The organism is Vibrio sp. TRT 17S01 (genome assembly GCF_050113695.1).
Lineage (GTDB): Bacteria > Pseudomonadota > Gammaproteobacteria > Enterobacterales > Vibrionaceae > Vibrio.
The window spans coordinates 332215-347430 of record NZ_JBNJOG010000003.1 but is presented as its reverse complement, the minus strand read 5'-3'; the positions used below and the strand labels follow the sequence as shown (position 1 = coordinate 347430).

Genomic DNA, 15216 nt, shown 5'->3' with positions numbered 1-15216 from the left:
TTGAACCTTCCCATGATCACTGGTAACTTGTGGAGCTGTTTGTGTGGGCTGGTTTGGAAAAATGGTGGGTATGAGTTTGAAAATACTCGGTGTTATAAAGTGTGTAGGTTTGTTTTTGAACTGGGAAATTTTAAGAAAAGAAGTTGGAGCGTGCAGCGGGAATCGAACCCGCATCATCAGCTTGGAAGGCTGAGGTAATAGCCATTATACGATGCACGCTTCGCATCGGAACGAAAACCAATATGCCACATCTAGCTGAAAAGAAAAGTTATTTTTTACTGATTTCAGTCTGTTTGGTCAATCGGCAATCAAATTGCCTCAAACCTAGCCACATTTTGATCTCCTGCTTGTTTTATTACTTTTACTACAGCGCGATCTTTACCCAGCCGTTTAGCTGAGTACATCAGTTCATCAGCATCATTTAAGTCTATCGGCCCCAAATAATTCTCATAATAAGCGCACCCTAAACTCACAGACATTTGTAAGTTGGGTTGATTTTCGAACTCGATGCCTCTGATCGTATGACAAATTCGATGTGCAAACATTGTGGCTTGGTTAAGGTTAGATTGCGTTATTGCAACCGCAAACTCCTCGCCCCCTATCCTACCAAACAAATGTTCGCTTCTAGTGAGTGTTCTCACTGATTCGGCCACTCGTTGTATGACGACATCACCAACGCTATGACCGAACGTATCGTTAATAGACTTAAAATCATCAATATCAAATACGATTACTGTAATGCTTTGTTTGGTTGCGCATAAGTTTGCGAATTCGTTCATGAAGTGACGTCGATTACTTACCCCTGTGAGTGCATCTATCTCAGATAAATCACGTAGTTCTTTATTTGCATCTTCTAATTGTTTTGTTTTTGCTTTAACGGAAACTTTTAAGGTAAGGATGTACACAACTAGAAGCGTTACGACTAAGAAGATGGCTAATGGAACGAGAAATTCGGGATAAACGGTTTGAATATACATCCACCGGTTTAAAACTCGGTTGCGATCTTCTTCGGTTATTTTCCTCATTCCAACTCGCATTGCTTGCTGGAGATCCTGGTTACCTTGTTTAACCGCAGGTTTTAGCTTGCCTGAATACAAGTGGCGGACACCAATGAAGCGGTTCGGGTTATCCGAAATATAGAAATAGAAGTTGGCAACCTGAACGTCAGCGACAAAAGCTTGAACATCGCCGTCAAATGCTGCTTGCATCAATTTTTCGTTATTGGAGTAAGTAATCAGTTGAATATTAGGAAAATGCAGACTAATAAACTCCTGCTCATAACCTCCATTTACTACGCCAACGGAATACTTGTGATCTCCTTTTAGAAAGGTACCAACATCCATTCCAACAAGCTTATGGTTAAAATAGAGTTGCGTATCTACCGAAATAATCGGTAAACCATAATCAAGAATTGCTTCTCGGTTTTCAGACCACAGTAGACCTGCATGAATATGGGCTTTACCTGTCAGGATAGCCTCAATCGCTTGTTGCCAGTCATCAAGTAATAGGAACTCGATGGCTACATTATTTTTTTCGCCATATTCACGCCAATAGTCAACCAAGATTCCAGTGGGTTTTCCCTCTTCATCAAGATATGAAAAAGGTTTCCATGACTTTGAATTTGTTACGACAATTGTTTGTCTGTCTGCAAACGTAGCCGCCGAAAAGCAGATAACAACTACAGCAAATGCTGCATAAAACACTCTTAACACAGCCAACCTCATTACCCTTTGTGCATCTGTATGTGCGGGAGTTATTTAGGGTGAGAATATTATTAATTGATGTAATAAGTGTTTTATAGTTCATCAGGAATCAACTTATGCATCAAATTGATCATAGTTTGATTCTCGTCTCATTTAACTAGTCATTATTTAAGCTTAAAGCGAGCCATTTGTTCATTCATGTCCATCACTTGTGCTCCGGCAGTTTGCGACAAGTCTGAAGAATGGATCGCCATTTTGGCTACGTCCTGAACTGATAAGGTTACTTGCTCCATAATCGTGTTGATTGCTTGAGTTGCCGTCGATTGTTCATAGGCGGCACTGGCAAAATTCTGAATTTTGTTATCTAACACTTCGATTTGAGCTGAGGTCTCTTTCAATGTCGCATCTGTTTGTTGTGTTAAAGACATGCCTTCTGCTGCTAGTTCCTTGCTACTTTGAATGCTAGTCACTACTGCTGATGTTGAGTTTTGAATTGCGTTGACGATGTTGTTGATCTCTGTGGTGGATTCGGTGGTTCTTGTCGCGAGTAGACGAACTTCGTCTGCAACCACTGCAAAACCGCGGCCGTACTCACCTGCTCTCGCAGCTTCAATGGCTGCATTTAGTGCGAGCAAGTTAGTTTGTTCTGCTAGCCCTTCAATGACCTCGGTAACTTTACCTATGGCCTCACTTTCCTTACTTAAGGTATCAACTTGGTTGTTTGCAGACTCAATAGCACTGTGTAGCTGGTCTACCGCCGTTTTATTCTTTGCTAATGCTGACGTACCGTGTTGAATTTGGCTTTTGGTTGCATCTATTACTGTAACCGACTCTTGCGCTAAAGTGGCCGTTGCATCGGCAGAGTCAGCAACTTGGGCGAGTTCTTGACTCACTGAGTCAATCGAGTGTTGTTGTTTTTTGAGTTCACTTTGGGTTGTCGTATTTGATTGATTGAGCTGGATTAGCCCTTCATTTACCTGATGGGCCTTATCGGTAACACCTTGGATGATTTGTGACAGAGAAAGGTTCATACCATTAATTGAGTTGGTCAAACTCGACAGTTCATCAGTTCCTGTTACGGTCAGTGGTGGCTCTGAAATATCGCCGTTAGCAATCAGCTCAGCTCGTTTTGATAAACTCGTTACGCGGTGACCGATGTTACGTCCCATATATCTCGCAACGGTAAAGGCAACCGCAACAACAATGACAACAGAGGCTAAGAGTGATATTAAAACACGGCTTAGTGATTCGTTAATACCTTCTCCGCTTGCTTTAGCGTGTTCTTGTTGTTCATTGACAATATTCTCCAGACTTTGATCCAAAAGCTGAGCTGCGGGTACAAACTTTTCTGCCATCTCTTTATTGGATAAGTTCCAACTTGGAGATTGGCGAAGTTCAACTACTTGCTGGGCCAGAGGAAAATACAGTTGTTGCATTTCAACAAACAGTTCCCAAAGACTTTGACTACTGTCATTGAGTAAAGCGCGCTTACTTTCGATTTCGGATACGTATTTGTCATGATCCTTAAGCAGGTCTTGATATTTGCTCAAGTGCTCATCTTTACCGTACAAAAGGAAATCGCGCATTGCTGATAAGGCATTGGCTAAAGAAGTATAACTGTCTGCATAGAGTCTAAAGAGCCTCTTTCTTTCTTGGCCTTCTTTATTATCAGCCTCATCATTGATTAAGCCTTGTAGTTGGTCGAGTGCAACCTCTGCTATCGGCGCAGCTTCATTTATAAATAGAGTGTGAGCAGGAAGGTTTTCATCGGTATGGCTTAATGCTGTAATACGAGTAAGTGAGTCTTTTACCGCTGCCCACTGTGACACGATCATCTTGTATTGATTCTGTTGTACGAGTGCTTCAAGGGTGGGAAGTAACGTATCGGTCTTTTCTACAATGATTTGGATTTGTTGTTTTTGTTGTTCGCCAACATCAGGCTCAGCCCCAAGCAACATATAGCCACGTACTGAAGATAGACTGGCTTGAATGGATTGTTGGATCGAGCGAGCCGTATCGACAGTTGGCAAATCAGACTGGAGCAAGGATTCACTATGTCGGTTTACGTTTGAAATGCTCTGGAAAATAAACAATGCAGAAACGATAAAAAGTACTGCAAGTAACAGAAAACTAAACTGTAACTTCCCTGATATCGTGAGTTTCATCCTTTTAACTCCTACTTTTCTAAGACCAATCCACTATAACTCGAACTTCCTTTGTGTTAAATATATGTTGCGTATTTTTGTAAAGCTTTAGTTTATTTCTTACTTAAAGAACAAATAGAAAAAAGCCTCCACATTAAGCGGAGGCTTTCAAGTCAACAATAAATAACAATGATAGTTAAATGTTTGCTGCTTTCACGTAAGTTTCTAATTCAACGTTAGAAACCGTCGTGATGTATTGATCGTCAACGTAAAAAGCAACACTGTCTGCTGCTTTTTCGCCACGCAGCGTTTTCTTTGTACCATCAACGTAAGACACATCCATCTGCATGGTGTTTTCGTCGATTTGCTGCATTGTTGCTTGTTTGATGTCAGCGTTATTTGAAAGCGGTACAGACTTCAAAGAGCTGTCCAGTTGATCGTTTACCTTGATGTAGTTTTTTGTCGGTGTATCTACAACGGCAGGCGATTTACCTGTGATTGGGTTTTTACCCGTCCAAAACTCAACGGCATTGAAAATAAATAGGTCGGCTGTACCCGCGATACCGTAAACAGGTGATAGCAATAAGAACATGCCTTCACGAGCATAACGGTTATCAACGATTTCTAGGTTGAATTTAGACACCATTCCGGTTGTTGCCATTTGGCCCATACAACCAGTTAAAGATGTCAAGCCTAAGCCTGCTACCATTGCAATTTTCAAAACGTTATTTTTCATTTTAAACCACTCTAAATTAAGACGGCGCGCATCTTACATCTGAGAATGGCGTCCAGAAATACTCTTTAACGATATTTGACATAAATCTTACTGTGTCAGTTATTTATCAAAAATCATGCATATGAACTGGCTTGTGTGGCTTGATAGTAAGCAACTCGTTTATCCATCTGTGGAGATATTCAATCTTACGCACTGTAAAAAGATATGGTTGTTTGATTTTTCATCACTCCTATTAACAATTAGAAATAAATTTCGCTCGCTGCACAAAAAGAGATTCCAATCACACTTTATTTGGTTATAATTCGCGCCCATTGCGGTTTATGTTGATAAACGCAAACTTATTTTGAATAAATCCATTGTTAACTTCCCTCTTTATTGGGACAACAGAGAACGAAAATGAGCAAGATTGATAAAGCAATGCGCATCCTGTTAGCAGGTTTCTGTATCAACCTTTGTCTTGGCATTCTTTATGCCTGGAGTGTATTTAATAAAGCACTAGTCACTGATTTCGGCTGGAGTGCTGCTGATGCATCTTCTCCTTATGCTATCGCAACGATTACTTTCTCTGTTTGTCTTTTAGTTGCAGGGATCCTTCAAGACCGTATGGGGCCACGTAAAATCCTTATTCTTGGTACGACCTTGACTGGCTTAGGTATGATCGCCTCTGGTTTTGCATCATCGGTTTTAATGCTAAACATCACCTTTGGTGTCATTACAGGTGCAGGCATCGGTTTTGGCTATGCGTGTTTGTCTCCTTCTGCAATGAAATGGTTCCACGCATCGAAGAAAGGCATGGTAAATGGTCTGATCGCGGCGGGTTTTGGTTTAGCAGCAATTTATCTTGCTCCTTTGACGTCTATGCTCATTGGCCAAGTTGGCATTAATACAAGCTTTATGATCCTTGGTGTGGGTGTTCTTGCGATTGCTGTACCTTTGGCTTGTACCATTAATAACCCACCAGCGGGTTACACACCGGCAGAACCAAAAGTCAAACAAGGCCAAGCACCAAAAACGATTAAGCAAGCTATGGATTTTAGCTGGAAAGCGATGTTAAAAACGCCTCAATTCTATTCGCTTTGGATTATGTACGCATTTGCTGCATCAGTGGGTTTGATGATCATTGGTAACATCACGAATATTGCAAGCGTGCAAGCTAACCTACCAAATGCTGTTTACTTGGCTTCTATTCTTGCCGTATTCAACTCAGGTGGCCGTGTGGCAGCAGGGATCTTGTCAGATAAAATTGGTGGTGTACGTACCCTACTTCTTGCGTTTGTATTGCAAGGCTTCAACATGGTGATGTTTGCGACGTTTAATTCTGAGTTTACGTTAATCATTGGTACTGCTATTGCCGCGGTTGGCTACGGTACATTGCTAGCGGTATTCCCTTCTATTACCGCTGAATACTATGGTTTGAAGAACTACGGCACGAACTATGGTGTACTTTACACATCTTGGGGGATTGGTGGCGCGATTGGTGCCGCGGTTGTTGGTTATTCGATGACTCACGATGGTGGTTATGATCTAGCGTACACGATTTCAGCTGTGATGATGGCGGTGTGTATTGTGTTGGCACTAGTAACCAAGCCTGTACGTGAAGCGAAATCTAACGAAGCTAAAACAACAGTCGCATAATTAATTGCATAATTGAATTAAGGGCTTAACCTAGTGTTAAGCCCTTTTTGTATCTAAAGATTACCATGGATGTCTATTACTTTATGAACTTCTAAAGGCTTATCAAAGGTGCTTTCAAGCAAAGCTCATGGCTATAAACGGTAGTTAAATGTTGGAAAAGTAATTTTTAACTAAAATGAAGAGCACAATAATAGTGATTCATCTCTGAGTGTATCTCGCAGAAAACCTATTTATTTTCCCAAGCAGTTTTGGTGGCGGCATCAATAAGTAACTTGCGATTTTCTTGGCTTTCCGGTGGTTCAGATTCACCAAAAATAGCTGAAAGCCAGTGACCATCGGTAGGGTTTGGAAAAAGAATATATTGACTACCATAAAGATTTTTATCTTCTTCCATCTTCGCAATGCGCCCATCTATATCGCCTTTAACGTAGTATTTACGTCTAAAGTCATTTAGGTTATCTCCGAGGAACACAACCACATTGTAATCTTTTAAGATTTCATTTTGACGTGTTTCTTTATTCGAAGTATCCATTAATACCGTAAGGTGGGAATCGTCTTTTAAAGGAAAACCCATTGCCAAAATGTTTTGTTTGGCTAGCTCCCATGTAGGTTCACCTTGGTTGCGTGAGGTTACATAAAAAATCTCGATATTTTTGCTTTTAGCATACTCAAGGAAATCGTTTGACCCAGGACTAGGGACCATACCGTTAGTTGGGATCCAGTTGTCCCAAAGGGGATCTTCGAAGAAGTTTTTATTGTTTTCTATTAAGTTCCCCCAGTATTCAAGGGGGAGTACAAGAGTATCGTCAAGATCTGTCACAATAGCTAAAGGCTTATCTCCTTTCTTATGCTCTGAAAGAGCCTTATCAAGATGCATTCTTGCTACATTAAATCCTTGGTAATATAGCGCTCGATATTCTGCTGCTGTCTGCTTCCAGGCAACAGCATAGCCTAGTAAGTTACGTTCGCTAGTATTATCAGTCGCAGATGAAATACTCGGTAATAAAGTAACTATGGCAGACAAGCTTAAAATGATGATGTTTTTCATTATTAAATTCTATCCTCTATTAGGGCTAGTAGAAGCCCCTTTCGTTATCAAGGAATTTGAATCTAACAAGTACCTTTTATTTAAAAAGTGATTCTAATCACGTTGAATTTCTTTAATGTGCAAAATATAACCACATAAGCAATGTGGCTTTTGTTTTTCTTTTTAACTCATAATTGCTTGTTGAATTGTGTTTATTTACGCTTCTTAATCGGATCAACGTGTTTACTATTGTTAGGTGCCCTCTCACTTATTCTGAGTTTTCGTTATACTGTTTGGATTAATAAGAAAATACTGACAATTTATGAATTTACGCACTGTAGCCATCCTTTTTGCAGCAACGTTATTTGCTGGTTGTGCCACCTATGCCGGACTTAACTACGATCAACTATTCGGTTCTGAGCGAGTTCAAGTACGACAGGCCCCATTGAGCAGCCAGCAAGCACAGACTTTCCTTAATGATGTAAAACCCATTATTGATAATCGCTGCGTGGTTTGTCATGCCTGTTATGATGCGCCTTGTCAGTTAAAGATGAGTTCAGTGGAAGGTATTGATCGAGGAGCGAATAAGACGCTGGTCTATCAAGGAACTCGCCTTCGTGCTACGTCTCCTACCCGACTTTTTGAAGATGCTGATACCACTCAAGGGTGGCGTGATGCTGGATTCCATCCGGTTTTGAATGAACGAGACCAAACAACAACGGCCAACATGGAAGCGGGTCTCATGGCTCGGTTATTGTTACAAAAAGAGAAACATCCATTACCTCAACAAGCACAGTTAGAAGGCTTTGATTTCTCCGTCGACCGCGATCAAGTCTGTCCTACAATTGAAGAGCTGGATAGCTATCAAAGTGAACATCCAACATGGGGAATGCCTTATGGGATGCCTAATCTTGCCAAGGATGAGTACAACACATTGATGTACTGGCTTGAAAATGGTGCGGTAATGAATGCCCATATTCCACTGACACTTGAGCAACAAGCGCTTGTCAATGAATATGAAGCATTGCTCAATAAAGGCTCTCGTAAAAACCAATTGGCAGCAAGGTATATTTACGAGCATTTGTTTTTATCTCACCTGTATTTTTCTGACCTTTCACAACCTCGCTTTTTTTCGCTAGTACGTTCTGAAACGCCACCCGGCGAACCCGTTAAACGCATTGCAACGCGTCGCCCCTATGATGATCCTAAGGTTTATCGGGTGTACTACCGCCTTATTCCAGAGCAAGGGACGACTGTCGACAAAACGCACATGCCATACGCGTTGAATGATGCGCGTATGGAGAACTGGAAAGCTTGGTTTATCGATGCGGACTACACGGTTGCGACGCTACCAAGTTATGACACTGAAGTCGCAGCCAACCCGATGACTGCCTTTATCGATCTACCAGTTCAGTCACGTTTTAAGTTCATGTTAGATAATGCACAAAATACCATTATGGCGTTTATCAAAGGGCCGGTTTGCCGCGGCCAACTAGCGCTCAATGTCATTAACGACCGATTTTGGGTGTTCTTCTTAGACCCAGAGACGTCGAATATTCCTGAAGTTAATGAGTTCTACCGCAGCCAAGCAGACAATCTAAAACTGCCTGGTGAACTTGAAAGCAATACCCTGCCGATCACGCATTGGGTGCGTTATTCCCGTCAACAAGCTCGATACCTCCAAGCAAAGTCTGACTTCATCAATCAGTTTTTTGCCGATGGTACGCATCTGACGACGGACGTGCTTTGGAATGGCGACGGTGTGAACTCGAATGCTGCACTGACGGTATTCCGCCATTTTGATAGCGCTTCTGTTGTACAAGGTCTTGTGGGCAAGCCGCCGAAAACCGCTTGGGTATTAGATTATGCACTGTTAGAACGGATCCACTACTTATTGGTGGCTGGGTTTGATGTGTATGGCAATTTCGGGCATCAGCTTATCACTCGTATGTACATGGACTTCTTGCGCCTTGAAGGCGAAAGTAATTTCGTCGCTTTATTGCCAAAAGATATGCGCCATATTGAGCAGCAAAGTTGGTACCAAGATCAAAGCCCTCAACTGAGTGACTTTTTACAAAGGAATGTGAAGCCATTTAACCAACCTACTCACGTGCCGTATCAAACTGATGATCCGAAGTCTGAATTGTATGATGTGCTTAGAACGCAACTCGCGCCAGTTCTCAATCGCCGCTATGCAATTGAGCAAACGGGCTTGAGTGGCAAAAACGAAGCATTATTACGCCGCATTGATAATATTAAGGGTGAAGGACTGATCTACATTCCTCAAATTATGATGATCATGATCGAATCAAACTCCGGGCAAGACCAGCTGTTTACTCTATTGCATAACAACGCTCACACCAATATTTCCAGTTTGTTTGATGAAGCGAGCAACCGTGATATTCAAAATGACGATCTGACATTAGTAAGAGGTGTTTTGGGCAGCTATCCTGCCGCATATTTGTCTCTAAAAGAAGACGATGTAGCGGAACTGGTTGGGATGTTGGAATCAATAAAAACTGAACAAGATTACGTTAAGTTATTGGATAAATTCGCAATTCGTCGTAGCTCTGAAGCATTTTGGCCATTTAGCGACAGAGTCCACGCTTGGTATAAGAAAAATCAACCGATCGAATTTGGATTACTTGACTATAATCGATTTGAGAATAGGTAGAACCGTTTAATCGGCTGTAGTGGTAACAGGAGGTGGGTTATGAGTATTCGAGATAGCATTGAGGCGTTAGAGCAGCAGATCTATGTAGCCTGCTCTGAAGGCGATTACGATACTGTCAATATGCTTGAAAACCAGCTTGAAATGTTACGTGGCAAAGCTGAACATCCATTTGATGATGACCCCTATGCGCCAGAAGGTAAGTTTTACCCTGACGATGATTGGTATTAAGTTAAATTCGCCTAGTGACTGAAAAGCCCCGACAATACGGGGCTTTTTTATTGGTTAACGGCTTTTATAATCGTCTTTTTCAATGCCGTGTTTTTTCATCCTTAAATACAGCTTTTTCCGCGGTATTTGTAAGTAATTTGCTGCATCACTGACTCGTCCCGAATGAAGAAACAGTGCATCTTCAATAATTCGTTTTTCATAATCATCCACCAGCTCATCCAGCGGACTTTGCAGCTCAGTCTGGGTGTAAATACGCTCTTTCCCGGTCAATTTCACGATACCAATCGCATACAGCTCGGCCACGTTGCGTAATTCGCGGACGTTTCCCGGCCAATCATGTGCTCTTAGTAAACCCAAGTAATTTGAATCGACTGCTGGCAACAGTTTCCCCAGCTTGTTGCAGCTCTGTTTAAGGAAGTAGTGAAAAATCGATGCGATATCATCAGGCCGTTGGCGTAATGAAGGGACCTGAATGGCCCCTTGATTGAGTAAATAATAGAGCTCAGGCAAGAGTGAATTGCTTGCCATTAGGCTTTCTGGTTCTTCTGAGAAGATTGTAATAACTCGAACACGGTTTGTTCCACAACGTTCTTGGTTTAACAGCAATTGAATCAGGTCTCTTTGTAGCGGCTCACTCATTGCTATCAAGTTTTCAAGAATTAAAGTCCCGTCGATACAGGATTTGAAAGCGTGATCCAGCTCGTCACGAGACAAAGCTTCTGTTATGCGTAGCTCTTGGATATGGCGCTCGTGATTAATGTTTACCATGTGATGAATAATGTGCGCAATGCTTCGGCGTCCACTGCCCGACTCGCCCCAAATGACAATATGATTGTCGATCAACGCATACTGAGACACATGCTCTCGTATTTGTTTCATTTGAGCTGAGGTACCAATCAGAGCTTTATCGATCGCTTTGTCCACAGAACGTTTCTGCTCGACAAAAGCCCTTCGTACCTCCAAATGTTGTTTCACTAAGGTCAACAGTTCGACCGGATTAATCGGCTTCTCTAAAAACTCACAAGCGCCTTTCTTGACAGCGTCCACCGCCATTGGGATATCGCCATGTCCTGTGATAACAACGACGGGAATGCGCTCATCAATGTCTTTGATATGTGCTAATAGCTCCATACCATGCATTTGGGGCATGTACATATCGAGTAAAACTACCCCAGGCCAGTCCGGCTCTAAATAATCACACGCATTTGTTGGGTCATTGACTGCTTTTGCATTGATCCCTGAAATATCCATGAGGTGCGCGTATGAATCGAGCACATCTTGATCATCGTCGACAAGTAAAACTGAAAATTTATTGCTGTTCATAAGGTAGTTCCAAAATTACCAATGCCCCACGGTCAATATCTGAGGCTAAATAAATATGTCCTGAGTATCTTTCTACGATTGATTTACAGATGTTGAGCCCAAGTCCAAGCCCCACTTCTTTTGTGGTGGTAAATGGGGTAAATAGTTGCTGCACAATACCATCATCAAATCCATCGCCAGAGTCTGCAATCGCAACGACATGATGTTTGGGTGTTGAATGAAGGTGAACGATGTCGATCCATCCTTTGCTACTTTTCGACTCAGCAATGGCTTCACAGCCGTTTACTAACAAATTTATAAGCACCTGTTCAATCGCGACAGGATTTGCCCATACATTAAACTCTTCAGGAAGTTGATTCCGGATAACTACCTGTTGCCGCTTCGCTTTGGTATTTACGATCGTAATGGCATGTTCGGTGATTTCATGAAGGTTTTTAAGCTGTGTGTGTTTGTCTGGGTCGGATTTTTTAGCAAAATTTCTCAGACTATTGATGATTTTACCCATTCGCTCGGACAGACCTTCGATATGGCTAATCGAATGCTCAACCTTTTCTGGCTCACCTTGCTGGTTAAACATGCGCGCACTAAATAGGTAGGTCGACATTGCATTTAAAGGTTGATTTAACTCATGAGCCAAACTTGTCATGGTTTGGCCAACAACAGCCATTTTGGCTGCTTGGATGAGTTCCCCTTGCGTTTTTCGAAGGTGCTCTTCTGCCCGTTCGCGAACGATCACTTCTTGTGACAGTTTTAAGTTCTTTTCCAATAGATCTTGCGTTTTTTCTGCAACTCGTTTTTCAAGCTCTCGGTTAGTACTTTCCTGTTCGGTCACGTCAGTAATGGTGACGATGACTTTTTCAAGTTGGCCGTGAGAGAACAGACGAAAATCAAAGTGCAGATAACAATGTTCATTGACCTCGATAGATAATGTTCTTTCGTCGTACCCTTGTTCAAATAATTCTCCACTGCGTTGAAATACATTCGCCAGTGCGCGTTGGTTAACTTCGGTAAATGACTGCCAAATAGGTTGCTGCTGGATAAATTCTTCAATGCCAAGAAGCTTTCGTGCACTTAGGTTGGCGGATTCGATGTGCCCTTTAAGATCACAAGTAAGCAGACTCGCGGTGGTATTGTTAATTAAGCTGATGGCGTTGGTACGCTGAATTTCTTTTACTTTCTCACCATACTCGATCAACTTGTGGCTAAGCCGCCCTATTTCATCATTTCCATCGGCTCGAATCGGGTGGTTCAAGTCATTGTCTATAATCGCATCAATGCTTGAACTCAGTGCATTAAGACGGGCAACAATACGGCGATTGATAAAGTAAAAGGCTAAAAATAGACTGGTTAAAATCGATAAGCCAAAACAAATGAGTAAAACTTGGTTTCCAGATGTGACCAACGTTGCAGTGTCACTTTTTACTTTAACAAAATCATTATCAGCATTGGCCACTAACCCAGCGATCTCGTCATGGATCGATTTTAATTGTCTTTCAATGCTGAAGCTAATGGCTTGTAACCGCTTGGTGAGTGAAACCTGTTCCAGTAATTGTTGGTGAAATTGCCCCTCCGGACCGAGTAAGATGGTTAACTCATTCAACAACTGTTCGTAAGCAATGGATGATGGCAACTTGAGAATGGTTTGGCTGCTTTGCGCTAAATCATCAACACGATATTGAATGACTTTCAGTGCATTGTTAACTTGCGCAACCTGATTTGCATTCATTAACTCTGAAGTCATTTCATAAACGGAAGACTCAAGATCAAGGATCTGCTGAATACTACGCAGTTGTTCAAATGTGCTATAGCCATTATTGGTTTTGTTGTCCCGCTCAATCAGCCAATGAAATTCCTGCTGCATTGGCTTAAGTTCAGAGCGGATATCTTGGTGGATCCAATCCAATCTCTCCGTTAGCATTTGAATTTGCCGGACTTGGTCAACACGTGCATGTACAAGTTCGCCATATGTAACCAAAGAGGATTTCAATAAAACATAATGTTGTTTTAGTTGATGCAGCTCGTTATTCACGGGTTGTTGGTTCAATACATCTTGTTCGAGCGTCGTTGTAATGAGAGCAAACTGTTCGTTGAGAATTTGAATCTGGCTTTCTAGCTCCACTTTATTAGTGACTTTAGACAGTAATTGCACCCGGTGACGGATCTCACTACTTTTACTCTCCAATACATAGCTGGCGTTATATTTAGGCACACTGGTTTCAAGCAATTCACTCACCTGCCCATCCAGCCGATTCCATGTACCCCACGCAACGATACTTACTACGGTTAAAAGCAGCGTAGAACATGCAAAAGCGATAACAAGCTTGGTCCCTATCGTATTGTATTTCTTCACGGCATTAACTCTTGTTGAATTGCACGCAGATCTTGCTGAACCAGCTCAAGATTCTTGTCGAGCTTACTGTTTAGTCGATAGTTAAACTCGGCTATCATCGCCTCTTTTTTGCCACTCAATAGATTGGAGTCCTGTTCAAGCGCATTCAATTGTTGGCTTAATTGTTGTATCTCTTTCTCGCTGACAGGGAGCGTGAATAGTATTTTCGCTACTTGCTCTAATCGTTGTTGCTGTTTGGGAAAATCTTGGAATTGTTTTTGAAGCTTAATGATACTCGCCCAGCTATCTTGTAATCCTGGTAGCCTTTGGGTAATCGCGTTGTCGAAGATTTGGTTAACTAAGGTTTCCCTTTCCATTACAATCGCCAAATCAAGGCTTGGTATTTTCTGGTTGAACAATTCTGGATTGTTGAGCGCGTGTTTCGAGAAACTGATCGTCTGTAGGTTTTGTTGAACAGAATCCGAAATTAAGAACTCAATAAACTGACGCACCGCTTCGTCGCTATCGTTTTTACTAATTTGAGCCACATAAGTTGGCATTAATGTAAAGTCTTTATCGTACGCAAATCCAAGGTGGTTAAAGCGCCTACTTAAGATCATCGCGTAACTATCGATGGTTGGCCCAATGGCAAATTGTCCTTTAGCCACATAATCACTCACACCAAAGCTACGCGAAGAGATGGTACCTAAGTTCGCACCTATGTTGAGCACGATGCGCCAACCTTGTTCCCAACCATATCGGGTTAAAATGCTTTCAATCATCATTTGTGTCGTACCTGAACGACTCGGCGTACTCATCGTAATATGCCCGAAGTAAGTCGGTGCCGTTAAGTCGATAAACGATTTAGGTAAAGGTAAATGATAGGTTTTTAAGTAGTCCTGATTCCAAATCACGCCCGCGCCTGAATAACCAATGCTCACTACTTTATCTTTCGGCGGTAATACGAATTCAGAAAGCCACTCTGGTGTAATGGTTTTGACAGGTGTTTGTGCTAATTGTGCTCGCCTTTCCAACTGTTGCATTAAAAAAGGCGACGAGCTTAAAACCATGTCGATGTCTTGAATAAAACGCTTGTTTAGCATTTGAATAGCAGACTGTGTTCGACGATGAATCACTTTGACTTCCGTATCAGGATGTTTGATTTTAAATTCCGAAATCAATCCTTCTATCGGCTCGCTGGAAAACGTCGTCAAAATCACCAACTCATTGTTTTTGCCAAAGGCTGAAGGCGCAACTAATCCGCACAAAATTAAACCTAATGACCATATCCTTTGCTTGAAACACTTTATCGCCACTTCACAAAAACCTTATTTAATGTGCGTTCACTCAAAATATCGCACTCTCATACAAAATAACCAAAGCGCTGAAATGGGTCATTGATGACGCAATGCCACAT

10 protein-coding genes and 1 tRNA gene are annotated in these 15216 nt (G+C 41.9%); 3 read left to right on the top strand and 8 right to left on the bottom strand.

Features of this window, described 5'->3' with window-relative positions; all coding sequences use genetic code 11:
* Positions 1 to 144: 144 nt before the first annotated feature.
* The 4 genes from ACQEXS_RS07135 to ACQEXS_RS07120 form a co-directional block, all read right to left on the bottom strand.
* Positions 145 to 219, bottom strand: a tRNA-Gly gene (locus ACQEXS_RS07135).
* Positions 220 to 308: 89 nt separating this feature from the next.
* A complete protein-coding gene (locus ACQEXS_RS07130) occupies positions 309 to 1712 on the bottom strand; it encodes a transporter substrate-binding domain-containing diguanylate cyclase (RefSeq protein ID WP_427013318.1) in 1404 nt (467 codons plus the stop codon).
* 155 nt (positions 1713 to 1867) lie between these two features.
* The gene (locus ACQEXS_RS07125) at positions 1868 to 3868 is read right to left on the bottom strand and encodes a HAMP domain-containing methyl-accepting chemotaxis protein (protein ID WP_427013317.1); all 2001 of its coding nucleotides are present in this window, start codon (positions 3866 to 3868) and stop codon (positions 1868 to 1870) included.
* Positions 3869 to 4043: 175 nt separating this feature from the next.
* The gene (locus ACQEXS_RS07120) at positions 4044 to 4583 is read right to left on the bottom strand and encodes a DUF3332 domain-containing protein (protein WP_427013316.1); all 540 of its coding nucleotides are present in this window, start codon (positions 4581 to 4583) and stop codon (positions 4044 to 4046) included.
* A gap of 396 nt (positions 4584 to 4979) precedes the next feature.
* Between ACQEXS_RS07120 and ACQEXS_RS07115 the strand changes: the two genes are divergently transcribed.
* Positions 4980 to 6218, top strand: a complete 1239-nt coding sequence (locus ACQEXS_RS07115; RefSeq protein WP_427013315.1) for an L-lactate MFS transporter — start codon at positions 4980 to 4982, stop codon at positions 6216 to 6218.
* A gap of 226 nt (positions 6219 to 6444) precedes the next feature.
* On the opposite strand, the gene ACQEXS_RS07110 is transcribed toward ACQEXS_RS07115, so the two are convergent.
* Entirely contained in the window at positions 6445 to 7266 is an 822-nt protein-coding gene (locus ACQEXS_RS07110) for a 5'-nucleotidase, lipoprotein e(P4) family (protein WP_427013314.1), read from the bottom strand.
* A 301-nt stretch (positions 7267 to 7567) separates the two neighbouring features.
* On the opposite strand from ACQEXS_RS07110, the gene ACQEXS_RS07105 reads away from it, so the two are divergent.
* On the top strand, positions 7568 to 9919 hold the full coding sequence (locus tag ACQEXS_RS07105) for a fatty acid cis/trans isomerase (protein WP_427013313.1): 2352 nt from the start codon (positions 7568 to 7570) through the stop codon (positions 9917 to 9919).
* Between the two features lie 39 nt (positions 9920 to 9958).
* Positions 9959 to 10147, top strand: coding sequence for a hypothetical protein (locus ACQEXS_RS07100; protein ID WP_427009579.1), 189 nt, complete (start codon positions 9959 to 9961; stop codon positions 10145 to 10147).
* Between the two features lie 54 nt (positions 10148 to 10201).
* On the opposite strand, the gene ACQEXS_RS07095 is transcribed toward ACQEXS_RS07100, so the two are convergent.
* The 3 genes from ACQEXS_RS07095 to ACQEXS_RS07085 are packed head-to-tail and all read right to left on the bottom strand — an operon-like array spanning position 10202 to position 15067.
* Positions 10202 to 11470 (bottom strand): sigma-54-dependent transcriptional regulator, encoded by a 1269-nt coding sequence (locus ACQEXS_RS07095; protein ID WP_427013312.1) that lies wholly within the window; start codon positions 11468 to 11470, stop codon positions 10202 to 10204.
* Complete coding sequence (locus ACQEXS_RS07090; protein WP_427013311.1) at positions 11457 to 13820, bottom strand: ATP-binding protein; 2364 nt, start codon at positions 13818 to 13820, stop codon at positions 11457 to 11459. Before ACQEXS_RS07090 ends, ACQEXS_RS07095 begins: the two co-directional genes overlap by 14 nt.
* A complete protein-coding gene (locus tag ACQEXS_RS07085) occupies positions 13817 to 15067 on the bottom strand; it encodes an extracellular solute-binding protein (protein WP_427013310.1) in 1251 nt (416 codons plus the stop codon). Before ACQEXS_RS07085 ends, ACQEXS_RS07090 begins: the two co-directional genes overlap by 4 nt.
* Positions 15068 to 15216 lie beyond the last annotated feature (149 nt).